19 protein-coding genes are annotated in these 25,756 nt (G+C 59.5%); 4 read left to right on the forward strand and 15 right to left on the reverse strand.

What is annotated here, in order from left to right:
• The first annotated feature begins 438 nt into the window (after nt 1-438).
• Entirely contained in the window at nt 439-1,434 is a 996-nt protein-coding gene (locus ACLH0H_RS18950; RefSeq protein WP_411379164.1) for a hypothetical protein, read from the forward strand.
• A 42-nt stretch (nt 1,435-1,476) separates the two neighbouring features.
• Here the strand turns inward: ACLH0H_RS18950 and ACLH0H_RS18955 are convergent, their stop codons facing one another.
• The 12 genes from ACLH0H_RS18955 to ACLH0H_RS19010 form a co-directional block, all read right to left on the reverse strand.
• Nucleotides 1,477-2,232 (reverse strand): ABC transporter ATP-binding protein, encoded by a 756-nt coding sequence (locus ACLH0H_RS18955; protein WP_411379165.1) that lies wholly within the window; start codon nt 2,230-2,232, stop codon nt 1,477-1,479.
• Complete coding sequence (locus ACLH0H_RS18960) at nt 2,226-3,287, reverse strand: FecCD family ABC transporter permease (RefSeq protein ID WP_411379166.1); 1,062 nt, start codon at nt 3,285-3,287, stop codon at nt 2,226-2,228. The genes ACLH0H_RS18955 and ACLH0H_RS18960 overlap by 7 nt, the downstream gene beginning before the upstream one ends.
• A complete protein-coding gene (locus ACLH0H_RS18965; protein WP_411382438.1) occupies nt 3,284-4,465 on the reverse strand; it encodes an ABC transporter substrate-binding protein in 1,182 nt (393 codons plus the stop codon). Before ACLH0H_RS18965 ends, ACLH0H_RS18960 begins: the two co-directional genes overlap by 4 nt.
• A 62-nt stretch (nt 4,466-4,527) precedes the next feature.
• Nucleotides 4,528-6,942 (reverse strand): TonB-dependent siderophore receptor, encoded by a 2,415-nt coding sequence (locus ACLH0H_RS18970; protein WP_411379167.1) that lies wholly within the window; start codon nt 6,940-6,942, stop codon nt 4,528-4,530.
• Between the two features lie 95 nt (nt 6,943-7,037).
• Entirely contained in the window at nt 7,038-8,015 is a 978-nt protein-coding gene (locus ACLH0H_RS18975; protein WP_411379168.1) for a FecR domain-containing protein, read from the reverse strand.
• A complete protein-coding gene (locus ACLH0H_RS18980) occupies nt 8,016-8,531 on the reverse strand; it encodes a sigma-70 family RNA polymerase sigma factor (RefSeq protein ID WP_411379169.1) in 516 nt (171 codons plus the stop codon).
• Between the two features lie 85 nt (nt 8,532-8,616).
• A complete protein-coding gene (locus tag ACLH0H_RS18985; protein ID WP_411379170.1) occupies nt 8,617-9,801 on the reverse strand; it encodes an aminotransferase class V-fold PLP-dependent enzyme in 1,185 nt (394 codons plus the stop codon).
• A 15-nt stretch (nt 9,802-9,816) separates the two neighbouring features.
• Nucleotides 9,817-11,061, reverse strand: a complete 1,245-nt coding sequence (locus tag ACLH0H_RS18990; RefSeq protein WP_411379171.1) for an MFS transporter — start codon at nt 11,059-11,061, stop codon at nt 9,817-9,819.
• 13 nt (nt 11,062-11,074) lie between these two features.
• Complete coding sequence (locus ACLH0H_RS18995) at nt 11,075-12,880, reverse strand: IucA/IucC family protein (RefSeq protein ID WP_411379172.1); 1,806 nt, start codon at nt 12,878-12,880, stop codon at nt 11,075-11,077.
• An 81-nt stretch (nt 12,881-12,961) separates the two neighbouring features.
• On the reverse strand, nt 12,962-14,122 hold the full coding sequence (locus ACLH0H_RS19000) for an NAD/NADP octopine/nopaline dehydrogenase family protein (RefSeq protein ID WP_411379173.1): 1,161 nt from the start codon (nt 14,120-14,122) through the stop codon (nt 12,962-12,964).
• A 28-nt stretch (nt 14,123-14,150) separates the two neighbouring features.
• Entirely contained in the window at nt 14,151-15,194 is a 1,044-nt protein-coding gene (locus ACLH0H_RS19005) for a PLP-dependent cysteine synthase family protein (RefSeq protein ID WP_411379174.1), read from the reverse strand.
• A gap of 13 nt (nt 15,195-15,207) precedes the next feature.
• Nucleotides 15,208-16,602, reverse strand: coding sequence for a Y4yA family PLP-dependent enzyme (locus tag ACLH0H_RS19010; RefSeq protein WP_411379175.1), 1,395 nt, complete (start codon nt 16,600-16,602; stop codon nt 15,208-15,210).
• Between the two features lie 612 nt (nt 16,603-17,214).
• Here ACLH0H_RS19010 and ACLH0H_RS19015 point away from each other — a divergent pair.
• From ACLH0H_RS19015 to ACLH0H_RS19025, 3 genes are all read left to right on the forward strand, one after another.
• Nucleotides 17,215-18,105: an HpcH/HpaI aldolase/citrate lyase family protein gene (locus ACLH0H_RS19015; RefSeq protein WP_411379176.1), complete on the forward strand. Its 891-nt coding sequence runs from the start codon at nt 17,215-17,217 to the stop codon at nt 18,103-18,105.
• A 25-nt stretch (nt 18,106-18,130) separates the two neighbouring features.
• Entirely contained in the window at nt 18,131-18,532 is a 402-nt protein-coding gene (locus ACLH0H_RS19020) for a ParB N-terminal domain-containing protein (RefSeq protein WP_411379177.1), read from the forward strand.
• A gap of 109 nt (nt 18,533-18,641) precedes the next feature.
• Nucleotides 18,642-20,882, forward strand: coding sequence for a TonB-dependent receptor (locus ACLH0H_RS19025; protein ID WP_411379178.1), 2,241 nt, complete (start codon nt 18,642-18,644; stop codon nt 20,880-20,882).
• Nucleotides 20,883-20,932: 50 nt separating this feature from the next.
• Here ACLH0H_RS19025 and ACLH0H_RS19030 read toward each other — a convergent pair whose 3' ends face one another.
• From ACLH0H_RS19030 to ACLH0H_RS19040, 3 genes are read right to left on the reverse strand one after another with little or no spacing between them, the layout of a single operon-like run.
• On the reverse strand, nt 20,933-22,516 hold the full coding sequence (locus tag ACLH0H_RS19030; protein ID WP_411379179.1) for an aldehyde dehydrogenase (NADP(+)): 1,584 nt from the start codon (nt 22,514-22,516) through the stop codon (nt 20,933-20,935).
• A gap of 17 nt (nt 22,517-22,533) precedes the next feature.
• Nucleotides 22,534-23,751: a fumarylacetoacetate hydrolase family protein gene (locus ACLH0H_RS19035; protein WP_411379180.1), complete on the reverse strand. Its 1,218-nt coding sequence runs from the start codon at nt 23,749-23,751 to the stop codon at nt 22,534-22,536.
• A 26-nt stretch (nt 23,752-23,777) separates the two neighbouring features.
• Nucleotides 23,778-25,562 (reverse strand): IlvD/Edd family dehydratase, encoded by a 1,785-nt coding sequence (locus ACLH0H_RS19040; RefSeq protein ID WP_411379181.1) that lies wholly within the window; start codon nt 25,560-25,562, stop codon nt 23,778-23,780.
• Nucleotides 25,563-25,756: the final 194 nt, after the last annotated feature.

Raw genomic sequence — 25,756 nt, forward strand, 5'->3', positions numbered from 1 at the left:
CGGCGCGTACCGATCGGAGATGGGGGTGTGGAGGCAACCAGGACAGCTTGGCGTAGGTAATGCCTGGACTGGACTAGACCGTCTTGGTTAGATCGAGGTTGATGGCATCGCTCAAAATCGCCGTTAGCAGTAGCGTCCGGCCTTTTGCCTGTTCGCCGTCCTTTATGGGACATTACGTATATTTTGGGTTAACAGTTCGCTCTTCTCCACGGGCCCTTCGCGGTAATGGCCTCCATATCCCTTGGGCCAACACGCAGGTTGTCGTTGAAAATGGAGCCACGAACCGTGGCTAGTTGAGCCCGTATGCGTATTTGAAAGACGTCCTCACGTGCCTGCCGACGCAGCATGCGAGTGAGATTGGCGCGCAGTATAAGGGCTCGCCCTTTTTGCGTCGTAGGTGCGTTCAAACCCATCACCCATTAAGGAAGTTTGGCTCGCATGATCCCCGTTGCACTGCCCTCCGTCGAAAAACTGCTTTACCTTGCCCTTTTCTTCGCCGCGACGCTTTTCTGGTTAGGGTGGACGATACGGCTGGTGGTTCGATATGCCACAGGCCGCTGGCGCCGCCCCGTCCTCCTGCCCTACACACTCATCACCGCGTGTGCACTTTTTACCCTGTGGCAGTTCGCGGATTTTTATCTCCAGATGCGTAGCTATGAGCGGGAGAGAGCGGCAAGCTATCTTCCGGAATTGGCAGAGCCGATGCGCCTTGGCCAGATCGACATGCCCAAAGGCACGAAACTCGAATTGGCCGTTGCGGATCAACGGGAATCCTTCAAACGAGCTGTGTTTCCGAGCCCTGTGCGTATGGTCGATATCGATGCCGTCGAGGTAGCCCGCTACATCGCGATTCAAACCAACGAAAAATACGAAATTGTGGGCTTCACGCCAGAGAACATGCGGATAACCGGCCACGGCACGACGATGCAGAACGGCTGGCGGTGTGATGCGCTGCAACCGGTGGCGTTTGAACTCAAGCCTGATGGTGGCGTATCGGCATTCAGCAACTGTACGCTTGCCGATGGCAATGTAGTCGATGGCAGCACCTTGCCCGGTGGCACGTTGCTCAGGGCTTCGACCGGCAATGTCTATGTCGATGGGTTTGTAGATTCCGACCGGTGGGTTCTCGATATACCGGAACACGTGCCCGTGCGTATCGATAATTTCGAGCTTGCGGATGCCACTATTGCCCTCGACGCAGAGCGAAAACTCTATGAAGTCAGAAGTGCGGTGCTTGCGAACGTTGCGACACTCGCAGAGCGCCGTTATGCGGCGGCAAGCGCTATCCGCTTCAATCCGCGATATGTCCGGGAGGACTATCCGGGTGCCTGGTTGATAACCCCACCTCCGGGCGTCGACGGCTCACAGCCGCTGGCGCCTGAGACCATCGTGCAGCGCAGAGACGGAAAGGTGTTGACCACGCTTACTGACTAAACGCTTGATCGTTAAGAGTCCCGCGCGCCAGCTCCCTGCCAATCACCCCACATCATCAATAAGTATATGCCGCACCCCACGGCTGCATTGCTCGATACGCGCCTGAACTTTATAGACCTTACGCAGCATCTGCTCAGTAATGACTTCACCACTGAGCCCGCTCCCCTGAGTGGTACCGTCAGCAATCACCAGGACCTGGTCGGCGAACCGCAATGCCTGGTTCAGGTCATGAATCGCGATGAACACAATGACCTCGCGTTGCCGGGCCAGTGTGCGCATGAAGTTCAACACCTGCACCTGGCGATGCATGTCTAAGGCGCTGGTGGGTTCGTCCATCAGCAGGATTTCGGGCTCGCGCACAAGGGTTTGCGCAATGGATACCAGCTGTTGCTGGCCGCCGCTGAGTTCGCCGAGGTTGCGCAACGACAGATCGGTAATGCCCAGAGCCTCAAGAATCTCGTCTACCTGTTTCAGCTCGTCATCGTGGACCCTCCAGCCCGGCGCCAGTTGCTTGCGCGCCAACAGCACCGACTCGTACACCGTCAATCGCGCGCTGGCATTCAGGCCTTGGGGCATGTAGTTGATGCCCGTCGGGCCTGTTTTGGAGTCCTGCAAAATCACTTGGCCGGGGCCGTCGATCAGCCCGGCCATGCGTTTGAACAGAGTCGATTTGCCCGCCGCATTGGGGCCGACCACGGCGACCACCTGACCGCCGAAAAACATCGTCGTCGACACACCGCGAATAATCTCGCGTTGGCCATAACGGGCGCCGAGGTTGTCCAGTTGTAGCTTCACCATGTGTTTTTCTTCCCGCCGAGAATCAGAGATATGAAGAACGGCACGCCGATCAGCGAGGTGACCACGCCGATGGGAAAGATCGCGCCGGGGATCAGTGTTTTACTGACCACGGAGCTGGCCGAGAGAATCAGCGAGCCGGTGAGCAGTGAGGCTGGCAGGAAGAAGCGCTGGTCTTCGCCGATCAGCATCCGGGCGATGTGCGGGCCGACCAGTCCGATAAAGCCAATGGTGCCGACGAACGCCACCGGAAACGAGGCCAGCAGGCTGACCATGATCAGTGTCTGAAAGCGCAGGCTGCGTACGTTGATACCGAAACTGGCAGCCTTGTCGTCGCCCAGGCGCAGTGCGGTCAGGGCCCAGGCGTGCTTGGCGAAGATCGGCAAGGTGATCAGGATCACCAGGCAGATCACCCCGAGTTTCGGCCAGGTGGCTTTGGTCAGGCTGCCCATGGTCCAGAACACCACGGCCGCCACGGCTTGCTCGGTGGCGAAGAACTGTACCAGCGCCAACAGTGCATTGAAGGTGAACACCAGCGCGATGCCGAGCAGCACGATAGTTTCGGCGGTGACGCCACGGCGCATGCTCAGAAAGTGAATCAATAGCGCCGAGAGCATGGCCATGATGAAGGCGTTGAGCGGCACCATGAATTGCGCCGCCAGCGGAAACAGCGCGACACCGAACGCCAGGCCCAGCGCCGCACCGAAACTGGCGGCGGCGGAAATCCCGAGCGTGAACGGGCTCGCCAGCGGGTTGTTGAGGATCGTCTGCATCTGCGCGCCGGCCAGCGACAATGCCGCGCCGACCGCGACTGCCATCAACGCCACGGGCAAGCGGATATCCCACATCACCACGCGTACTTGTGGCGACGCACTATCCGGCGAAAAAAGCGCGCCGAGCACTTCGCCGAGGCTGTAACTCGCTGGCCCCAACGCCAGGTCGAGCAGCACGCTGCACAACAACAGAACCACCAGCCCTACGAGGACCAGGCGTTTACGCAGCACTAACCGGCGATAGGTTTCGCGCGGCACCCCTACGGCATCGGTCAACGAACTCATGGTTTGACCTCGGGTTTGCGCAGGCTGACGAAATAGCCCGACTCATACGGCACTGGCAAAAAACGCTCATGCAATTCGCGAAATGAGGCATCCGGATCGAGATCGGTAAACAGCTCCGGGTGGAACCATTTCGCCAATTGCTGAATGGCCACGAACTGGTAGGGGCTGTTATAGAACTGATGCCAGATGGCGTGGAAGGCTTGAGTGTCCTGAGCCTTGATGCCTGCGTAGGCCGGCCGTTGCGTATACCATGCAAGTTTTTTCCGGGCCTCGGCCATGCCTGCGCCAGGGCCGACGCCGACCCAATGCCCACCGGGAGCGAAGGCTTCCCAGTTGGCGGTGGTGACCACGACGTGCTCCGGATTGGCGACAATGACTTGCTCGGGGTTCAACTGGCCGAACGTGGTTGGAATGATCCGGCGCGCGATGTTGTTGCCGCCGGCCATATCGACAAACAGGCCAAAATTTTCATTGCCGAAACTCAGGCAGCAATCGTCGGTATAACCGCCGATGCGCTCGATGAACACGTTCGGCCTGGCCGGGTGCTGTTTTTCTATCACATCGGTGACGCGATGAATCTGTTGATTACGAAAATCTATAAAGGCTTCTGCGCGTTGCTCCTTGCCGAACAACTGGCCGAACAGGCGCATGGTCGGCTCGGTATTTTTCATCGGGTTATTACGAAAATCGACGTACACCACCGGGATGCCGAGGGCGTCGAGTTTTTCGATGTAACGCGCATCTTCGGTGGCGTATTGCGCCTCGATGTTGAGGATGATCACGTCCGGGCGCTGCGAGATCGCCTGTTCGATATCAAAGGTGCCGTTTTCAAAACCGCCGAAGGTGGGGATTTTGGCGATGTCGGGAAATTTGCGCAGGTAGGCGTTGTAGGTATCCGGGTCCGACTGGATCAGGTCCTTGCGCCAGCCGACGATGCGTTCGATCGGGTTTGACGTGTCCAGCGCAGCGACCAGATACAGCTGGCGGCCCTCACCGAGGATGACCCGCCTGACAGGCAGATGCACCTTGACTTTGCGCCCCAGCAAATCGGTCACTTCAGTGCGGGCCGAATCCGTCTCGGTGGCGTGGGCGTTGCGCGGCGCCATCGCGAACAGGCTCAGCAGCCCTGCCAGTAACAGCGCAGAAAAAGCGCGTCTGCGTCGATCGAAAATCACCATGGTCAAAGCCTTTGCAAAAGTCAGGTCGGTCAACGGCTCACACCGTTCGCCGGCTGAGCGTTTCAGAAGTCGACAGTCGCCGACAGTAATAAGGTGCGCGGTGCGCCTTGCGAGAACGCGCCATAAGAGGCGACGCCCGACCAGTACTCGTGGTCGAACACGTTCTGCACGGTGGCGCGAAACGTGGTCGGTCGCTCATCGATGCGGGTGCTGTAGCGTGCGCCGACATCGAAGCGGGTCCAGTCATCCAGTTTTTGCGTGTTGGCCTGGTTCACATATTGGCTACCGGTGTGGATTGCACCACCGGTCAGCGTCAGGCCTTCAAGCCACGGGGCGTCCCATTCGGCCCACAGGTTGGCCTGGACTTCGGGTACACCGACGGGTTTATTGCCACGGTTGGCGGCCACGCCGGATTGGGTCAGTTCGGCATTGAGCAGGGTCACGCCACTGAGCAATCGAGTGCCGGGGGTCACTTCACCGAATACATTCAGTTCCAGGCCACGGTTGCGCTGTTCGCCCTGCACCGAAAATATGCCGGAGGCCAGTTCACCGCTGGGCTTGGTGATCTGAAACAGGCTGAGGGTGGAGGTGAAGGTGCCGTAGTCGACCTTGACCCCGAGTTCGTGCTGACGGGAAACGTAAGGGGCGAAGATCTCACCGGCGTTGGACGCGGTCGAGGGCGCAATATCGCCCTTGCTCAAGCCTTCGATGTAGTTGTAGTAGAACGATACATGCTCCCAGGGTTTGAGCACTGCACCGAACAGCGGGGTCGTCCGGCCGTCGTCGTAGGACGTGGTGACCGTACCGGCCGCGTTGTAATTGTCGGATTTGATGTTCTGTTTGCGCATGCCGAGGGTCAGTTGGATCCGGTCATCGAACACCGACAGGGTGTCTGCCAGCGCCACGCCGGTCAGCTCGCTTTCAGACACTTTTGGCGTATCTGGCTTGGGGATGTCAGGTTCCGGGCGGTCTACCGGGTGGTAAATGTTCGACAGGATCGGCGCGCCGGAAATGATCCCGCGCGACAACACATCGCGATAACGACTGATCTGTACGGTGGTGCGGTGACTGATCGGCCCGGTGTCGAAGCTCAGGCGCGCACCGGTGTCGAGGGTGTAGCGCTCGACTTCGAATTTGTAATAGCCGGGAATCGAAGAGGTATCGCCGGCCGAGTTGATGAGGGTCGGCGTCTGGTCGGACATCCGCGCGACATCGGATTTGCCGCCGCCGGCGTGACCGAAAACCGTCAATGCATCGTTGAGGTCGTATTCGCCGCTGAGCAGCGCAGACTTGTCACGGGTTTGCGACCAGCCCCACGCCTGGCTGACATTGGTGCGGCCATTGGCGGCAGCAGGGATGTCCACGCCCGAGTTGATCAAAAAGGGTCGCGAAGCGGCGTCGAAACTTTCTTTCTGGTGGAGCCAGTCGAGGCTGGTGCGCAGGCGGTCGCCCTGATAGTCAAGCGAGATCGCACCGATATTGACGTGGCGCGATTGATCGTCGATCACCGTATCGCCCTGTTGGGTACTGCCGTTGATGCGCACGCCGAAGCGGCGCTCTTCACCGAAACGCCGACTGATATCAAGGTGCCCGCCGAGCTGAGTGTTCATGGCGTAACTGGCGGTGAAACGGGTCAGGTCTTCGTCGAGAGAGCGCTTGGGCACCACGTTGATCACGCCGCCGACCGCGTTGTTGGGGGACATGCCATAGAGCAGGGCGCCGGGGCCTTTGACCAGTTCGATACGCTCGGCGTATTCGGTAAAAACCCGGTAGTTGGGCGCCACGCCGTACACACCGTCGAAGGCCAGCTCACCGAGGTTGCCTTCGCCGACGGGAAAGCCACGGATGAAGAACGAATCGACGATCCCCCCGGCCTGACCGGTGGAACGTACGGATGAATCACGCTCCAGTACATCGCCCACAGTGACGGCCTGTTGGTCCCTGATCAGCGCCGAGGTGTAGGTGCTGACGCTGAACGGCGCGTCCATCACGTCGGTATTGCCGAGAATGCCCAGACGCCCGCCGTTGGCGACCTGACCACCGGCATATACCTCTTGCAGGGAATCGGGGCGCTTGCCGGTACCGATGACGGCGGTTTCGTCCAGCGTCACTCGGCGTTGCACCAGGGTGTAGGTGCCGTCGCTGCGCAGCACCATGTCCAGGCCACTGCCGGCCAGCAAGCGATTGACCGCTTCCTCTGTGGTGTAATTGCCGGTCAGCGCGGGACTGCTCAGGCCTTCGGTCAATGAGGGCTGGAACGACAGGGCTATGCCGGCGCCCACGGCAAAGCTCGACAGGGTCGCACCCAGCGGCCCGGCGGGAATGTTGTAGGCCCGGATCGCAACCGAGTCCAATTGCACTGGCACGGCGGCCAAGGCGAGCGGGCAGACGGCACCGATCAGGACAAAGCTTAGCAGCGCGCCGCGAATGACTGATTTGAACTGACGATCAGGGCGCAGGAGGCGTGCAGCGAGCATGAATGGATTGACCTATGAAAGGACGATAAAGAGCTTCTCCCCAATAGCCAGTCGAGCTGGAAAAAAGTATCACCTGTACGGTGATTTTTTTTGACTCAGGCGGGGGATAGCATGATCCAGTAGCCATTCAGGTGGCCGCTGACGAGGATTGGGTAGGTGTGTGTCAGCATGCTCAACGTGCGCCGGCTGTCGCTGATCGGGTAGGCGCCGGAAATACGCAGATTGGCGAGCGCCGGATCGAAGCGTACAAAACCGCGGCGATAGCGCGTGAACTCGGCGATGAAGTCGGCCAGGCGCATGTTGTCGGCCATCAGCATGCCTTGGGCCCAGGCGCCGACATAGCGGTCGGCAGCGGTGACCTGGCCAAAGGTGTCGCAAGAGAAGTCCGTGCGCTGACCGGCACTGACGATCAGCGGCGTAGTCTGGCGATTTTCGGCCAGCTCGACTTTCACCGCGCCTTCGATCACGGCAAGGTGAGTGCGTGGTTGCAGCTCGCGCACGCTGAATCGCGTGCCCAGCGCCTGCATGCGGCCCTGCCGGGTGCTGATCAGAAAAGGCCGAACCAGAGGGGCAATGTCCGGAGCGGTTTGTACCAGTATTTCGCCTTCGCGCAGGTGAATGAGCCGTTGATTGGCGTCGAACAGCACGTCGATGGCGGTGTCGGTGTTCAGGGTGATTGTTGAACCGTCGGCCAGGGTCAGCTCGCGTTGCTGGCCCACTGCGGTGCGATAGTCGGCCGACCATTGCTGGGATTCTGCCAGCTTCCAGCTGCCCCAGCCGGCCGGCAGGATTGCCAGCATTATCGCCAGTTTACCCAGTGCCGCGCGCCGCTCCGGGCTGCCTGGACGGTCGAGTACCGACATCGCCAATGACGGTGGCAGCCCGCCGAGTTTGGTCTGCAATAACTGCGCGCGCGCCCATGCACGACCACGCTCGGGCGTGCTGAGTTTCCAGCATTCCCATTCGCCGCGTTCGGTCTCATTGAGCTCGCCCTCAGTCATGCGGATCAACCAGTCGGCTGCTTCTTCCAGGGCCTGATGATCGAGGTGCGGCTCATGGCCGCGAGTGAGCATTCACTCCACCAGCAACAGGCATTGCACGAAGGCTTGCTTCATGTAACGTTTGACCGTGATCAGCGAGACGCCCAACTGCTCGGCGATGTCATCGTATTTCAAGCCGCTGATCTGCGACAGCAGAAAGGCCCTTTTGACCAGCGGCGGCAAGGCGTCGAGCATCGCGTCGATTTGGTGCAGGGTTTCCAGCACCATGAAGCGCGATTCCGGTGAAGGCACTTGCGGCTCGGGCAAATGGGCGAGCGCGTCCAGATAGGCGCGTTCCAGTGCCTTGCGCTGGTACCAGTTGACCAGAATGCCCTTGGCCACACAGGTTAAATAGGCACGCGGTTGCTCAATGACGGTGACCTGAGAGGCAAGGATGCGCGTGAAAGTGTCCTGCGCCAGATCCGCCGCATCCATGGCGTTCCCCAGTTTTTTTCGCAGCGTTGCGTACAGCCAGCCATGATGGCCGCTGTACAGGGCTTCGATCACGCGCAGGTGGTTATCGCTATTCGCTGGAAGGGTTTCGCTCATGGCTGCAAATTTTCATGCAATTGAGAAGTATTCCTAATGCTAGTTTACAACCCAGCTACGACGCAAGCGCAGATTGGTGTCTTGTTCAGGCATCCGGCAAACCGCGTAATGCGGCGATCATCGTGTCGATTTCCGCCTCGGTGTTGTAGGCATGCAGCGAGGCGCGGCTGACTTCGAGCAAGTGCCGGTTCTGCATATCCAGAAGGGTCGAACGGACTGTAGAGGTGCTGACATTGATGCGTTTTTCCTGACCGGCCAGCCACTGTTTAACCTGCTCGGCGCTGTTGTCCCGATGCGTGAAGGTCACGATGCCTGACTGCTGAACGCCCAGGTCACGTGGCGTGATGCCGGGAATCTGCGCCAGTTGCCCGCGCAGATACCCGGCCAGTTGCTGGATGCGTTGCCACATCGGCTCGATGCCTTGCGCCAGGGCGTACTCGACCGCCGCGCCGAAGCCCAGCTTCGCCGCGACGTTGCATTCCCAGTTCTCGAAACGGCGTGCATCGGCGCGGATCCTGTACGCGTCGGCCGTCAGCAAGGACGCGGCATGCAGGTCGAGAAAGGCCGGCTCCAGGTTCTGGCACAGTGCTCTTTCGACATACAAAAAACCCATCCCACGCGGGCCACGCAGGTATTTACGGCTGGTGGCCGCGAGCATGTGACAACCGATTTTCTTCACGTCGATGGGCATCTGCCCGACACCCTGACAGGCATCAAGTAGAAACAGCACGCCGGCCGCGCGGGCGAGGGCGCCGATCTGCTCGATGGGCTGCACCGGCCCGCCATTGGTGGCGATTACCGGCAGGGAGATCAGCGCAACGCGATCGTCCTCCAGCATGTCCTTTAATGCCGACAGCGACACCTGACCCTGTTCATCATTGGGGATGATGAGGATCTCAATGCCACGCTTGTGCTTGAGTTGCAGATAGGGAATGTAGTTGCCGGCGTATTCGGTGGTCGAGGTCAGCACCACGTCGCCGGTTTTCAACGGCAACGAATAGAAGGCCATGTCCCAGGCGCGTGTCGCGTTTTCGATCACCGCAATTTCATCGGGCCTTGCGTTGATCAGGCGACCGATGGCGCTATAGACATTTTCCAGTTCAGCCGCTTGCTGGTCGGCTGCTTCATACCCGCCAAGTGTCGCTTCGAGCTGAATGTGGCGGGTCATGGTGGCGATCACCGGCGTGGGCATCAGCGCCGCGCCGGCATTGTTGAAGTGGATCAGTTGCACGACAGCGGGCGTGTCGGCGCGCAGTTGTTCAATGTTCACAAACAGGCTCCTTACTCAATCCCCAGGTGGGGCATGACTCGGCCGCATAGCCGCAGGCCAGTAGCGCAACGCGACCATCGGAATCAGCGCCACCACGTAGGCCAGGCAAACGAACAGATAGGTGTATTGCAAGCCATAGACCTGGCTAAGTAAACCGCCGGCCGAGATGCCGGCAATCGAGGCGAATTGCGCGGTGCCTTGGGCAATCCCCAGTACATGGCCCTGTTGCGAGCTATCGGCGGTTTTCGAGATCAGGGCCATCAGCACCGGCGTGGTAGCCCCCAACAGCACGCCCCAAATGAAGTAGGCAACGACAAACACCACAGGATTACGCGTGACCCCGGCCATAGCCGTGAGGGCGATGCAGCCGATCACCACGTAGGTCATGCGCTGCAGGGTTTCCTGTTGACTGCGGTGTTCGAAATAACGCGACCAGGCCGTGGCCGAAAGAATGAAACCCAGCGCCAGCAAGCCGTAGCACAGGCCGACCACCAAGTTGCTGACGGCAAATACAGAACTGACGTACAACGAAAAAGATGTTTGCGGCAGCATTCGCGCCAACAACAGAATGCCCATCACCCCGAGCAGCGACAGTAACGGGGAGCCTTGCCAGATATTGCCTGATCGGCTCGCCGGCGTTGCCTTGTCCACCCTCGGTGCTTTCTGCACTGGCGGCACATCCGGCAGGGTCACGGCCGCGATCACGGTGCACAGGGCACACAATGCCGACGCGATGATGTTGATCCAGAAAAACGTCGCGTAATCGAGGATCAAACCGCCAACGACTGCGCCCAGCAAGGAACCGACGTTGGTCGAAATTTGCAGGATCGCGAAAAGCCGGGCTCGCCGCGAAGGCGCTTCGATACTGACGCCGTATGCCTGTGCCGGGGCAATGTAGCCGGCGAACGCGCCTTGCAGAAAGCGCAGGATCAGAATGACCCAGATATCGCTGAAAAGGGCCAGCCCAAGCTGGGTCAACGATAAGCCGGCGAGGGCGCGGATCATCATCAACTTGTGGCCATATCGGTCGCCGATACGGCCCCAGAATGCGCTGGTCAGAATAATGCCGAGCATCGGCCCGACGTACACGGCGATGCTGGCGAAGCTGAACACCGACTCCGAAGAAGTCAGCCCACGCAGATGGACAGGCCAGAACGGCCCGCTCATCTCCATTGCGCCCATGGACACCAACTGGATCGCAAACAGAAGATAAATCAGGATTCGTACCCTCGAACCCTGGATGACACCTGCATGGGACATGGGGCAACCTCGGTTAAACGCTGGCGAGCGGATTGGACAGGGTGTGTTGCAAACGATAGTTGGAGTACTGCATCAAATGCATGCGCAACAACGACCGGGTCGGCCATGGATCTTCCACGAACGCCTTGTGCTCGGTTTCCCACAGCGCGGGTTCGACTCGGTCGCGCACGGCTTCGAATGCAAGGTCGGTTTCCTCGCGCAATATCTGCCACAGCCGCGTGTTGTTCAACCCATACTCCTTGGTCAGCCAAAGGGCGATTTCATGCAGGTGGGTGAGGAACGCCGCGTCAAGCACGAACATGCGCACCGGTTCAATGTCGCCTGTGAACACCGTCGGCAGGATACCCGGCTGCACATGCGGCGCCAGGTTGTAGCCGCGCCCTTCCAGCAGTGGCGCATACGTGCGGCCATCGCCAAAATCGCGGATCAGCAGACTACGTGCTTTGCCATCGGAGGAAAACAGCACCATGGTGTTTTGCTGGTGGGCTTCAAGTGCAACGCCATACAACAGATAGATCGCCACCACCGGGTGGGTAACCACCCTGGCATAGTCGCGGAACCAGTTTTCAACTTGTGCGGCATTCGCGCGCGCGCCATCCCGCTCGATCAGGTCGGTGAACAGCGGCCGACCGCTACCCGGTAATCGAGTGAACAATGACGCCACGGTAATCGGCAGGCAATCGTCGTTGCGTTCGAACGCTTGCTGACTGGCGCGATAGACCACTGACAGATGACGGCCGGGATGATCGTCTTGAGTGATCGCGTTCCTGTAACGCACGCCAATCTCTTCCGCAAAGATTTCCAGGCGCTGGTCAAAGCCGTTCTCCGCTTCCAGTATTTTTTCGATCACCGTGCTGATGCGCGGTCCCATGTGAATCGACTTGGCTTGCAGGCTGCGCAGTTCGCTGGTCATCCACACGGCTATGGGCAGTTTGATCAACGGCGCGCATTCGTCCAGCACCGGCATCATCGTGCGGTACGACATGGTCGGCAGGGTTGGAATATCCGGTCCGTCGGTGATCAGGATGCCGTTTTCGATTTCCGCCGCGAAGTTTTCCAGCACGTAGGCCTGCAAATGCCAGCCATGGATCGGCAATGGCAGCCATTGGTTTTCATCCAGGCCCTTGCTATTGAGCGAGGCTTTCCATTGCTCCCATTGGGCCGGGAAATTCTTGGCGAACCAGGTGCGGTAGTCGCTCACGTGCGGCATGCTTTCGCTCTTTGCATGATCGGCACGCAACGCAGCGATGCGCAGGGGGACCTGTGCGTTGAACTCGGGTGAGAGTTGCTCGACCTCCTCATTAGTCAAACCGGGGCGCGCCTTCCACGTCGGGTAATACGGATGGCCTTCCAGCGAACCCCACTGGTCGAGCAAGATCGCAGCATCCTTGGTCTTGAGATGCTGGCGCAGGTAGTCGGTGAGGCTATCGAGCCCCTGATCCCTGGCGGCTTTTTGCAGCCGGGCGTTCCATTGCTGGCGATGTTGGCGGGCATGTGCGTCATTGGTCAGGCTGTTTTCCATGTCGGCCTTGAGCCCGCTCATTCCCTCATCAGTGGGGGCGAAGTCGAAGCTGTCGCGCAGCACATCGAGCATGTCCTGATGGCTGGTGATGACCTGGCGTACGCCTTCGTCAGTGACCAGCACCACGTCACCGTCATGGACCACGGTGTCGGCCGGGCCTTTGGCTATGTCGGAAAAAACCAGGTGGGCGCGGCTGCCCTTGAGTGGGTAGCTGGCCTGGTTGCCTTCGGCGCAAAAGCTCAGGGCCGAACGGTCGAGAATGTTTTCCGCAAAGAGGCAGCGAATCAAGCGTCGCATGGCATTTTTGCGGGAGTAGGCAATCAGTGTCTTAAAGTCATCCATATCAGCGGTCTGCTCGTCGAAATAGAATTGAAGAGGTCAAGCCGCGGCGTTTGCCGCGCGTGGCCAGTGGCGTGGGAAGTAGTCGAGCGCCGAGTCGCGCAGGCCGTGCATGTAGGCAATGCTCCACTGCAAGACTTCCTCGATGTAGGGCACCTTGAGGTCCAAACGCCTGGCCATTTCCACAAGCAGCACCAGTCCATAGGCGACGTCTTCATTGAAGGCGCGGCTTTCGCGCTCGATGACGTAGCCGGCGCGGTTGTCAGCGGCCGGCACCATCGGCGCGAGAATATTGTTGTAGGCCTGATTGGTGCGCAGGATCGACAGCATGCTGCTCTGGTCGCGGATCTGGTCGCCATAGGCCTCGACGATTTCCTGTTTCAACGATTTGACCGAAGACAGGTCGATGCCCAGGCGCTGACTGATCACCGCGCACAGAGCCTGACTTTCCTGATCCATGCGCTCGAGGAAGTAGGCGCCCAGTTCCGGACACTCGGACCACCAGCACATGCGTTGCGGGAAAATCTTGCGGTGCCACTGGCCATAAGGACCGATCAGCCCGTAGATCACCGAGCTGTGCATGATCGGGTTACCCGGGGTCAGGGTGATTTCCAGGTAGTGATCGAGCATCCTCACGCACGGGCCGTACAAGCGGGTCAGGATGCCCTGCAATTGCTGACGGGACGCCTGCGACTCGCGAGAATGGGTCGCCACATACAGCTGGCTCTTGCCGCCGCCCATTTTGATCGAGCGTCCCGGGGTCAGTTCGAAAGCGGTATGCGGGACGTCTTTCATGCCCCATATCACCAGGTTCGGGCGATCGGGCAGGATGGCTTCGGCCAGCCAGTCGAAACCGCAGAAGCCCGGAATGGCGCCGATGTACACAGGCTTGCTGGCGCTTAGATGCGGCACGATGGCCTGCAGGGTTTGCGGGCGGACGTGGGCGGGCACGGTAATGATGACGATGTCGGCATCTTCAATCGCTGCTTTCGCGTCGGCGGTAACCCGGTCCAGTCGGGCAGTCAAGGTCGAGCCGTCGGGCAACAAAGCCTGCATCGGCGTGTGGCGGGCGTGCTGTTCGATAATCTCCGGATTACCGGTGAGCATCGAAACCTGAACATTGGGCAGCTGTTTGAACAGGATGGCGTTGAGATGGCCGGTCCTGCCACCACCACAAATGGCGACTTTCAACAGATTCATCGAGAGGCGTTCCTGTGTGAAGGGTGGTTCATGCGACGCTCAGTTGAAGCGGCGCGGAGACGGATTCCAGCCACTGGGTCCTGCCCAGCCAGGTTTCCAGCTGTGGTGCGATGCCGGGGTCGATCAGGTCGCGTTCCTGCAGCCATTGATCATTGAACACCGTATGCAGGTATTTTTCGCCGCCGTCGGCAATCGGCACGACCACGTTGCCGGTCAGCACGCCTTTGTGGATCAGTTCCAATGCCTTGAAAATGGCACCGCCGGTCGAGCCGCCGACCAGCAGCGCCAGATGGCGGGCGATATAGCGGGCGGTTTCGAACGCCTGGGAGTCGGTGACTTGCACCCCCAGATCGATGCAGCTGTAGTCGAGCACCAGACCCACGGTGTCGCCGGCCGGCGTACCGGTGCCCGATTGGTAGTAGGGGTAGCCGGGATGGCCGAAGACGATCGAGCCGGCCGGTTCTACCGCGACGGTCACAATGTTGGGATCGTGCAGTTTCAAGCCGCGGGCGATACCGGTCATCGAACCGCCCGTGCCGACGCAGCCGACATAGGCACCGATGACACCTTCAGCCTGGGCGATGGTTTCGCGCACGAAATCACTGTAGCCACCCGCATTGGCCGCGTTATCCGACTGATTCATGAACACGGCGCCGGGAATCTCGCTGGCCAGCTCCGCCGCCATTCGTTGACGCTCGACCACTGCGACTTCATCCTCGCGATAGCTGCCTTTGACGAAGCGAATGTCGGCACCGAGCGCCTTCATCACGGCGATCTTGTCCTGGGCGGCGTGATGATCGACCACAGCAATAAAATGCAGACCGAATTCGACCGCCGTCATGGCCAGACCAATTCCGGTATTGCCCGACGACGATTCGACGACCACCCCACCGGGTTTCAGGCGACCGGACTTGAGCGCGGCCAGCACCATGTTGCGCGCCATGCGATCCTTGATACTGCCACCGGGATTGTTCTTTTCAATTTTCAATAACAACCGAGCGTTGGTATCCGGAACATCAATGCCCAACATCGGTGTATTACCAATAAGCTCGGAGACTTTATTCAAGATCATTTAAGGGTTACCTTTAGTAGTCCGGTGAAAATGCGTAGTGACCTTGCGTACAGCAACTCGCCGTCAACCGCCGTGGCAGGGGGTGACGATGAAACTCGTTTTCCAGCAAGTCCATCTGATAACCGGCGGTATTCACGTAAATCAATACATCGCCTGTTCGGGGCACAGTTGAAAAATTGATAAGGCGGTAAGTAATGACGTCATCGTCCAGGCAACTATGGCCGGCGATATACGCTTGAATTGGGGTGTGGGGCGGCTGTTGCGAGCTGATCAGGATCGGATCAAGCAGGTACTCAGAGGCGAACCATGTTTCGCATGCACTGAAACTACTGCCTTCAACAAAAATGACGGTTTTGTTGAAGGCAAGTTGCTTGGTGCGGGTGACACGAAACAATGAAATTGCCGCTTGATCGACAAGGCTTCGACCGGGCTCAAAAGCCAGCGTTATATTCTGCAGCTTTAAATAGGCGGCGATGGATACTCCGGGTGAATGCTCGGCGTCGAGCAATAATGCCAACCAGTGCGGGGCGGTCAGGTCGCTGCCATAAGGATAATAAGCTTGGGGAACTTTCTGGTTGTAATAATGACTTGGCTTATTGTCGTTCTCTAGGAATCGGGCATATATCTGCGGCTCGACATAACGTATCGGCAAGCCGCCACCGATATCGATCATCTGCGGATTCAAGCCCATTTCCCGAGCGGCCTCCACGAACCCGCTGATCTCACGCAACGCTTGTGCGCGGGCTTCGACCCCATAGCCACCCAGATGAAAATGAAAACCCTCGAAGTGAAAAATATCAGTGTATTTTCTCAGCCGTTGGAGGCCTTCGAGCAAGTCTTGCGAACTCATGCCGAAGCGGCTCTGCGGACTTGTTTTCGGCCTGTAACGCAGTAAAACCCTGGCTTTTGTCGGAGTAGGCTGTGCTTCGATAACAGACTGCAGGTCTTCGAATTCTTCCAGCGAATCGATGCTGATCAGTGAGCCTGCGCTAACCAGTGCCTGATGAAAAACAGCGGTTTTGGCCGGTCCGGTGGCGCAAATTCTGGCTCCAGGTGTACCGGCTCTGAGCGCTGCCTGCAGCTCGTGGACGCTCGACACATCGACGCCGACGCCCGAATTTGCCGCCGCTACGAGCAGGCTTTGAGACTTGTTGGCCTTGGCGCCATAGAAGATCGCATGAGGCACGCTGTACTGTTTCAATACCGCGAGCAGGGCGTGTGTATTTGACTCAAGCGCATGGGGCCAAACCAGATTCAAGGGTGAGCCGTGTTGTTTGATAAGCGCTATAAGTTTGTCTGGAAAATTATTGATAAGCCTGGAAATTATAGGGTCGATAAGCGGCTTTAACATGGCGGGCTGATGAACTTCAGTTATGGGTTCGGCAGTCGATGAATTTGTTATAGGCATAGCTAACCCCTGGCGTCGAAATAACGTAGCCATTGATGTTATGTAACTGAGCGCTATCGCACAGTTGTAGGTGTTTTACTCGTTAAAAACGAGGCTTACAGCAATAGGAGGCGGATGCCAGGCAATATCTGAAGTTGGGTCCGTCATGCCGCTTGTCATAAATACTTCACGAAATAACTGCATGAAAATCCTGTTCCATAAGACTTATTAACAATGTGCAGATTGGCCACTAGTTGGTGGCCAATGCGCCCAGAACGATCAAGGGTGAGCATTGAAGTGCCATCACTGATAGGTGCTTACCCAGGTCCTGAATATCCGCTCTTAAACGGAGCTAGTGTCTCTTGGTGGCGTGAACAATATTGCGAACAGGAACGATTATCAAGTAAGGTTTTCAAATATTTTCGAATAAAGACCTGCGCAAGGCGAATCAATGGACGTGTGTTTACACGCTCAAGAAGGCGTTCGCCCTGAAATAAAAAAGTCCCTTAATTCATTGATCAATAAGAAATTAAGGGTTGTTGCGAGAAGCCCCGAACAAGCAGCGAAACCTGCCTGCGAAGGGGCCGGAAAATGTTCAGAAATCACCAATGGTTCACGCCAAGGAGCAACGCCATGCAATTGGATCGACTCAACAGCAAAACCCCACTCGCGATCAGCTACCTGTTTGTGCCGGGTAATCGTCCCGAGCGCTTTTCAAAAGCCGTCGAAGCGGGGCCGGACGCGATGATTCTCGACCTTGAGGACGCCGTGCATCCCGACAGCAAACCCGCCGCCCGAGCGGCCATCTGGGCTTGGCAAGAGGCTACTCCAAGCGTCGCCTGCGAGCGTTACATCCGCCTCAACAGCGTCAGCAGCGCGCTGTACCGTCAGGACCTGACATGGCTCAATGACATGCGCTACCCCGAGCGTTGCGACGGGATTTTCCTGCCCAAGGCCGAATGTCCCCAGGCTCTGGGCCGAACGGTCGAACATTTGCTGGCGTGGCGGTCGGGGCTGAAGGTCGTCGCGATCATCGAGACCGCCAAAGGTCTGCAGCAGGTCGAGTCGATTGCGGCGATCCCGGGCCTGGCGCGGCTGGCGTTCGGTTCGCTGGATTTTTCCCTCGATATCAACTGCAGCCAGGTACCCGAGGCGTTTCTGTTCGCCCGCAACCGCATCGTACTGGCTTCGCGCACTGCCGATCTGCCGTCGCCAATCGACGGTGTCACGCCAGCGATCAGCGATTTGGCGGTCGTTGGCCAGGACTCGCACTACGCGCGTTCGCTGGGCTTCGGCGCCAAGCTGTGCATCCACCCCTCGCAACTGTCCACGGTGCAGCGCGCTTTCCTGCCGGACTCGCGTCAGTTGGCCTGGGCTGATCGGGTGATGAGGGCCGTGGCCACGGGCAGTCATGCCGTGCAGGTGGACGGTGAGATGGTCGATTTGCCGCTGATCGAGCATGCCCAGCGCCTGCTCGAGCTTGCCCGCCTGCACGCGCCCATTGGCCGCGCCGATGCCAGCTGAACCCTTGGCGAAACAGGAGATCACCATGGAATACGCTTATCAGATCGCATTGCGGCCACTGTGCCAGGTGCTGCAGTCGGAGCAGGTCGATCCGGCCAATGTGACGCTGTTGCGTGAGGCTATCGCTCGCGCCGGACATTGGCTGGAGCCGATCATCGTCGAACGTTCGCGTGGCATCGTGATGGACGGCAATCACCGCCTCAATGCCGCTCTGCAACTGGGCTTGAAACGCGTGCCGTGCATCCAGCTCGATTACACCGATCCGCGGGTGCGTGTACGGCATTGGCAGACAGGGCAGGTGTTCGAAGTGGCGCAGATATTCACCACCATCGCCCGGGGAGAAATCTTCCCGTACAAGACGACCCGGCATGCGTTCGACCCTGCATTGCCGGTGGTCGCGATACCCCTGGAACGGCTGTATGCCTAGCGCTCCCGGACCCATCCAAAAATAATTTTATCGAGGGTGATACTTTTTCGCCGATCGACTGGCAATAGGAGTGATTACCATTTTCCCTGTTGAAAAGGATCCTCACGTCATGCCTGTTGTCAGTCGCCCATGCGGTGAGCGCGTGCTAACACTCGCCATTCGCACCGCCATGTTGAATATTGTTCTGGTCGCAGGAAGCGCCAGCGCCTGGGCTGCCGGCCCAGGGCAGCAGGATGTTGCCGCCGACCCGTCCTCGAATATTCCAACGGCGAAGCCGGCCGATGACGGCGTCGATACGCTCACACTCGACCCCACCAACATCAACGCCCGCTACAACGGTCCGAGCGCATTGCCGGAGGTACTGGCCGGCGGCCAGGTCGCGCGCGGTGCCCGGCTCGGCATGATGGGCAACAAGGACGTGATGGACACCCCGTTCAGCGTCACCAGCTACACCGCCAAGACCCTGGCCGACCTGCAGACAGTAACGGTGGCCGATGCGTTGGAGCGTGATCCTTCGGTGCGCTCGACCGGTCAGACGGGCGGCATCGTTGATTCGTTTTTCATTCGAGGCTTCCCGATCGGCGAAGGAAACCTGGGTGAACTGGCGTTCGACGGCGTGTACGGCGTCGCGCCCAACTACCGGGTCTTTACCGAGTATGCCGAGCGTGTCGAAGTGCTCAAGGGGCCAGGCGCATTGATGTATGGTCTTTCGCCGAACAGCGGCGTGGGCGGGGTAATCAACATCGTTCCCAAGCGTCCGCTCGACGAAGACCTGACACGGGTCACCACCACGTACGCCTCGGACTCGCAGGTCGGCGCTCATTTGGACCTCAGTCGTCGATTCGGCTCGGAGAACCAGTTCGGTGTGCGCTTCAACGGCAACCTGCAAGGCGGCGATACCGCCGTCGATGATCAACACCGGGACCTGGGTATCGGTGCCATCGCCCTGGACTATCGCGGTGAGCGTTTGCGCCTGAACCTGGATTACATCAGCCAGAAAGAAAGCTGGGAGGGCGCCTCGCGACCGTTCACCATCGCTCCGGGCGTCGATGTTCCATCTGCACCGAATGGCCGCACCAACCTGCCGCAGAAATGGGGCTGGTCGGATACCAAGGAACAGTCGGCATTGCTCGGCGGTGAATATGACCTGAGCGATACGGTGACCGTGTTCGCCCATGCCGGTGGCGGCAAGTCAGACGTCAAGCGCCTGTCCGACCAGGTTCCCAGGATCCTCAACGACGCTGGCGATACCAGCAACACGCCGGGCTACTACAAATTCAACGTTGATCGTTCGACGGCCGATGTCGGTATCCGTGGCGTGTACGCCACCGGCCCGATCACTCATACCACTACGCTGATGGCGACGCAGTATCAGGACGAGCTGTCCCGCGGGATCACCAGCGGCACTGACATTCGTTCGAACATCTACCACCCGATCGATGTGCCCAAACAATACATCGGCACGCCGAAGGTGTTGCGTATTTCCGAATCGGAGCTGTCCGGCGTTGCATTCACCGACACACTGTCCATGCTCGATGACCGCTTCCAGTTGACCCTTGGCGTGCGCCGGCAGGCGATCGAATCGCGCAACTACAACGCAGCAGGGTCGGTCAGCTCCAAATACAACGACAACGCCACGACGCCTCTGGTTGGCGTGGTGGTCAAGCCCTGGGAAGACGTTTCCCTCTATTACAACTATGTAGAAGGCTTGAGCAAAGGCGACATCGCTCCGGGGACAGCGGCCAACGCCGGCGAAACATTTGCACCTTACGAATCCAAGCAGCATGAACTCGGTGTGAAATATGAACACGGCACGTTCATGACCAGCCTGGCGCTGTTCCAGATCGAGAAACCGAGCGGTGAGGTCGGCGCCGGTAACGTGTTCTCGGTACAAGCCGAGCAACGCAACCGCGGAATCGAATTGAGCATGTTCGGCGAAGTGGCGCCGGGTACGCGCTTGATGGGGGGTGTGACCTTGCTGGACGGCAAACTGACCGAGTCGGCCACGGCCGCCAACCGCGGTAACAAGCCGGTCGGCGTACCGGACGTCCAGGCCAACCTGTGGGCCGAATGGGATACGCCATGGCTGGAAGGATTTACCCTGACCGGCGGCGCCATTTATACCGACAGCCAATACGTCAATCAGGCCAATACCCAGGCGCTGGATTCCTGGACGCGTTTCGATGCCGGCGCACGTTATGCGACGAAGATCGAAGGTCGGCCGACCACCTTCCGTGCCACGTTGCAGAACGTATTCGACCGCGAGTACTGGTCAGGCGTCGCCTCGTACGGCGCGTTTTCGCCGGGTTATCCGCGTACCCTGCAGTTGTCCGCTACGGTCGATTTCTAAAGTAGAAGGGCCGGCCTTAATCATCAATGGCACGTATAGGACTTGAGAGATCAACACAAACCCTCGTGCGTGCCAACTCCATCCACCAAGCGCAGAATCCCCAGCGGATTGGCATTTTTCAGCGCATCCGGCAGCAAACTGTCAGGGTAATTCTGGAAGCAGATCGGCCGCAGGAACCGGTTGATCGACAGCGTGCCCACGGACGAGCCACGGGCATCCGAGGTAGCGGGGTAGGGACCGCCATGCACCATCGCATCGCAGACCTCGACGCCGGTCGGGTATCCGTTGAGCAAAAGACGACCCGCCTTCAGTTCCAGCACGGGTATCAATTCGGCGAATGCGTCCAGGTCCGTCGGTTCGGCAATCAGGGTCGCTGTGAGTTGTCCTTGCAAACCTTGCAGTGCTTGCTGCAGTTGTTGCCGGTCCTTAGCCGCGACCGCGACGATCACCGGGCCAAACACTTCGTGCTGAAGCAATTCGTCATTATTGGTCAGCAGTTCAGCGTCCGCTTCGAACAGCTGCGGATGAGCCTGACTACCTGCTTGAGATTGTCCCGCTCGATGGTGGATCTGCGGATGCTGATGCAAGCGGCTCAGGCCATCTGAGTAATTGCACAGCCCGCCGGCGTTGAGCAGGGTCTGTGTCGGCTGAGCGTTGACCTGCTGGGTGAGATCATCGAGGAATGCATCGAACTCGGGCGAGCGTATGCCGATCAGCAGTCCAGGCTTTGTGCAAAATTGCCCCGCTCCTTGAACCACCGAGGCACTGAGTTCAGCGGCGATTTTCGCACCGCGAGTCTTGAGGGCCTCCGGCAGCACCAGTACCGGATTGACGCTCGACATCTCGGCAAATACCGGGATGGGTTCAGGCCGCGCCGCCGCCATGTCACACAGGGCTCGGCCACCCTTGAGCGATCCGGTGAAACCTACGGCCTTGATCGCCGGATGTTGCACCAGCCAGGCACCTACCATGCCGCCGTAGATCATGTTGAACACGCCGGTAGGCATTTGGGTCTTTTCGGCGGCGCGAATGATTGCCGAAGCAACCCATTCCGCCGTGGCCATATGCCCTGGGTGGGCCTTGAAGACCACCGGGCAACCCGCCGCGAGCGCAGCGGCGGTGTCGCCGCCCGCCGTGGAGAAGGCCAGCGGGAAATTGCTGGCGCCGAACACTGCGACCGGGCCGATGCCGATGTGGTACTGGCGCAGATCGGGACGGGGCAGGGGCTGGCGGTCTGGCAGCGCGCGATCGATACGTGCACCGAAGAAATCACCGCGTCGCAGCACCTTGGCAAACAGTCGCATTTGACCGCTGGTACGCGCGCGCTCACCTTGGATGCGCGCGGCGGGCAGTGCCGTTTCGCGGCAGACCGTTGCAATGAACGCGTCACCCAGGGCGTCGAGTTCGTCGGCGATGGCATCGAGGAACTGGGCCCGTCGGGTGGCAGGCAGGGTGCGGTACGCTGGGTAAGCACCTGCCGCCGCCTGGGCGGCAGCGTCCACCTCATCTTGAGTGGCTTCAATAAAAACGTCTGCAAGTGCCTCACCCGTGGTGGCGTCGAAACTGTGCAGCCGCGTGTGACCTTTAGCACTGCGTGCGCCATTGATAAAATTGTGTCCGGTGTATGCGTTCATGGTAAGGCTCATTCTGGCTAGCGTGGCTTGATCGCGGCAGCAACCAAGCCACGGCCGTTCAAGTTGTCGAGCAGGGCGCGATAACCCATCTGCCACGCGGGCGCGCGGTCACTGGTGGTGACCCGGTTGACCAGCGTGCCGAACTTGGCGCTGCTGATGGCGACCAGGTCACCCTCCTTATGGGTAAAGCCTGCGCCGGGCAGGTCGCGGTCCTGCTTGGGCGCGAACAGGGTGCCAAGAAACAGCACAAACCCGTCCGGGTACTGGTGGTTCTCGTTGAGTGTCTGGGCCACCAAGTCCAATGGGTCGCGGCTGATCTGGTTCATGGAGCTGCTGCCGTCCATGACGAAACCATCCTGGCCGACCACACGCAATGCAATTTCCGCCGAACGCACATCTTCAATGCCGAAGGACTCATCGAACAGCCGGATAAAGGGGCCCAGCGCGGTCGACGCATTGTTGTCCTTGGCCTTGGACAGCAGCAGCGCACTGCGTCCTTCGAAATCGCGAAGGTTGACGTCATTTCCCAGCGTAGCGCCCTGGACCTTGCCGCGACTGGAAACCGCCAGTACCACTTCCGGCTCGGGATTGTTCCAGCCGGATTTCGGGTGAATACCCACGTCGGAGCCGTAACCCACCGCTGACAAGGGCTGAGCCTTGGTGAATATCTCGGCGTCCGGGCCGATACCCACTTCCAGGTACTGCGACCACATGCCTTGGCTGATCAGCACTTCCTTGAGCGCGGCGGCCTGTGATGAGCCCGGTACGATTTCTCCGAGATCAGCACCGATGCTCTCGACCAGCGTCGCACGAATACTGTCGGCCTTGGCCGGGTCGCCCTTGGCCTGCTCCTCGACCACTCGCTCAAGCATGCTGGCGGCGAAGGTCACGCCGGCCGCTTTGACGGCTTGCAAGTCGATCGGCGCCAGCAACCAAGGCCGTGTTTCGTCGCGAACGGATACATCACTGTTGATGAGCAGAGCGTCAAAGCTGATCAACGGCGCCTCCAGCGGCAGGCTGCGCAGGTAAGCCACCGGATCATCCAGCTCCAGCAGCGCCGACACGGTCGCCACCCGGGCGCTGATGTCATAGACCTGTGCATCCTTGAGCAGCACGACGGCGGGGCCGGCGCTGGCGCCCGGAACCCAGGCGCGGCTTATCCAGGTGCCTTCAGCGAGGTCTTGAGCCGGAACGTTTAAAGCCGACAATGTCGTTACAGCGGATGTCTGGGACATGGGCATTACCCTTTCTAAAAAACGAATCAGTGGGAATGGCGTGGATCGCCGCTGCGTGCGATGACGCGCAGATGCAAGGTCGCGGGTTCCAGGCAACCGCCAGTGGAAAGTTGGCCAACCTGTTGCCGGTAGATTTCCTGCCACGGCGTTTGCGACGCTGGAATGGACGGCTTGAACGCTGCCTGACGGCGTGCCATTTCGCTTTCATCTACCAGCAGGTCGACCCGGCGTGCATTGAGGTCGACGCGCAGCCGGTCATTGGTTTGCAGCAAACCGATCCCGCCGCCCACCGCGGCTTCAGGCGACATGTTGAGAATCGACGGGCTTGCCGAGGTGCCGCTTTGGCGCCCGTCGCCCAGGCAGGGCAGGGAGTCGATGCCGCGTTTGATCAGTGCGGCGGGAGGTGCCATGTTGACCACTTCGGCGCTGCCCGGATAACCCACGGTGCCGCAGCCCCGAATGACCAGAATGCAGCGCTCGTCGATGTCCAGGGCCGGGTCGTTGATTCGGGCCTGATAGTCCTCGGGGCCTTCGAAAACAATGGCGCGGGCTTCGAAACTGTTCTCCGCGCCGGGTTCGGACAAGTAGGTTTTACGGAAGGCTTCACCCACCACTGACATCTTCATGATGGCGCTGTCGAAAAAGTTGCCGCTCAACACGATAAACCCGGCGCGTTGGATCAACGGGTCTGCATACCCATGGATCACGTCCGTATCGCTGGCGGCGCTGTGGCTGACGATCTCGCCAATGGTCTTGCCCGACACCGTGGCGCACGCTTCATGCAGCCGGCCGGCGTTCTTCAGTTCGTGCATCACGGCAGGCACGCCGCCGGCGCGGTGGAACCCTTCACCGAGGTATTTGCCGGCGGGCATGCAGTTGACCAGCAGCGGTACGTCTTCGCCGATGCGTTGCCAGTCTTCCAGGCTGAGGTCGACGCCGGTGTGCCGCGCGATAGCGATCAGGTGCGGCGGGCAATTGGTCGAGGCGCCCAGTGCCGACGCCACGGCGATGGCGTTCTCGAAAGCTTCGCGGGTCATGATGTGCGAAGGCCGGATGTCCTGGCGGACCATATCGACGATACGCTTGCCTGTGGCGTAGGCCATCTGGCCGCGTTCACGATACGCCGCCGGAATGCTGGCGCAGCCGGGCAGCGACATGCCCAGCGCCTCGGCCAGTGCATTCATCGACAGTGCGGTGCCCATGGTGTTGCAGTGACCGATCGAAGGCGAGGCCGCGGTGGTCATCTCCATGAAGCCTTCGTAGTCGATTTCACCGCTGGCCAGCAAATTGCGCGCCTGCCAAAGCACAGTGCCGGAGCCGATCAACTGGCCCTTGTGGTGCCCATCGAGCATCGGGCCGCCTGACAATACGATCGCCGGAATATCCACCGTCGCCGCCGCCATCAGGCAGGCCGGGGTGGTCTTGTCGCAGCCCGTGGTCAGCACCACGCCGTCGAGCGGGTACCCATGCAGAATCTCGACCAGGCCGAGGTAGGCCAGGTTGCGATCCAGCGCCGCAGTGGGGCGCCGGGTTTGTTCGGCCATCGGGTGCACCGGGAACTCCATCGGAATGCCCCCGGCATCGCGAATGCCCGCCTTGGTGCGTTGCGAGAGTTCAAGGTGGTGGCGGTTGCACGGCGCCAGATCGCTACCGGTTTGGGCGATACCAATGATGGGGCGACCCGATTGCAACTCCTCGCGCGTCATACCGTAATTCATGAAGCGTTCAACGTAGAGCGCGGTCATGTCGGCGTGACTGGGATCGTCAAACCATTGTTGACTTCGCAGGTGCAGGCGCGTGCTTTCAGGCATGGTTTTATCTCTTGTTAGAAGCATGTCGATTGAAAGTGAACACCGCAGGGCGAAGAAGACATACGCATCAACCGGTGTTCGAATGCCTCGATGTTACCGGTAACATTTTTTTTGTAAAGGCCCAATCTTGATACTCAAGCAGGCGTTGTCCACGTGCGTAACGAGCAGAGGTCGGCCAGTCGGTGCCCATGTAT

Origin of the sequence: Pseudomonas sp. MPB26 (genome assembly GCF_046605355.1) — a bacterium.
Taxonomy (GTDB): domain Bacteria; phylum Pseudomonadota; class Gammaproteobacteria; order Pseudomonadales; family Pseudomonadaceae; genus Aquipseudomonas; species Aquipseudomonas cedrina.

Coding starts and splice junctions, on each gene's coding strand:
- ACLH0H_RS19005 (WP_411379174.1), bottom strand. CDS start 15,194: ATGATCTTGAATAAAGTCTCCGAGCTTATTGGTAATACACCGATGTTG.
- ACLH0H_RS18970 (WP_411379167.1), bottom strand. CDS start 6,942: ATGCTCGCTGCACGCCTCCTGCGCCCTGATCGTCAGTTCAAATCAGTC.
- ACLH0H_RS18975 (WP_411379168.1), bottom strand. CDS start 8,015: ATGCTCACTCGCGGCCATGAGCCGCACCTCGATCATCAGGCCCTGGAA.
- ACLH0H_RS19015 (WP_411379176.1), top strand. CDS start 17,215: ATGCAATTGGATCGACTCAACAGCAAAACCCCACTCGCGATCAGCTAC.
- ACLH0H_RS19000 (WP_411379173.1), bottom strand. CDS start 14,122: ATGAATCTGTTGAAAGTCGCCATTTGTGGTGGTGGCAGGACCGGCCAT.
- ACLH0H_RS19020 (WP_411379177.1), top strand. CDS start 18,131: ATGGAATACGCTTATCAGATCGCATTGCGGCCACTGTGCCAGGTGCTG.
- ACLH0H_RS19040 (WP_411379181.1), bottom strand. CDS start 25,562: ATGCCTGAAAGCACGCGCCTGCACCTGCGAAGTCAACAATGGTTTGAC.
- ACLH0H_RS18980 (WP_411379169.1), bottom strand. CDS start 8,531: ATGAGCGAAACCCTTCCAGCGAATAGCGATAACCACCTGCGCGTGATC.
- ACLH0H_RS19025 (WP_411379178.1), top strand. CDS start 18,642: ATGCCTGTTGTCAGTCGCCCATGCGGTGAGCGCGTGCTAACACTCGCC.
- ACLH0H_RS19010 (WP_411379175.1), bottom strand. CDS start 16,602: ATGCCTATAACAAATTCATCGACTGCCGAACCCATAACTGAAGTTCAT.
- ACLH0H_RS18955 (WP_411379165.1), bottom strand. CDS start 2,232: ATGGTGAAGCTACAACTGGACAACCTCGGCGCCCGTTATGGCCAACGC.
- ACLH0H_RS19030 (WP_411379179.1), bottom strand. CDS start 22,516: ATGAACGCATACACCGGACACAATTTTATCAATGGCGCACGCAGTGCT.
- ACLH0H_RS18990 (WP_411379171.1), bottom strand. CDS start 11,061: ATGTCCCATGCAGGTGTCATCCAGGGTTCGAGGGTACGAATCCTGATT.
- ACLH0H_RS18950 (WP_411379164.1), top strand. CDS start 439: ATGATCCCCGTTGCACTGCCCTCCGTCGAAAAACTGCTTTACCTTGCC.
- ACLH0H_RS18965 (WP_411382438.1), bottom strand. CDS start 4,465: ATGGTGATTTTCGATCGACGCAGACGCGCTTTTTCTGCGCTGTTACTG.
- ACLH0H_RS19035 (WP_411379180.1), bottom strand. CDS start 23,751: ATGTCCCAGACATCCGCTGTAACGACATTGTCGGCTTTAAACGTTCCG.
- ACLH0H_RS18995 (WP_411379172.1), bottom strand. CDS start 12,880: ATGCGACGCTTGATTCGCTGCCTCTTTGCGGAAAACATTCTCGACCGT.
- ACLH0H_RS18960 (WP_411379166.1), bottom strand. CDS start 3,287: ATGAGTTCGTTGACCGATGCCGTAGGGGTGCCGCGCGAAACCTATCGC.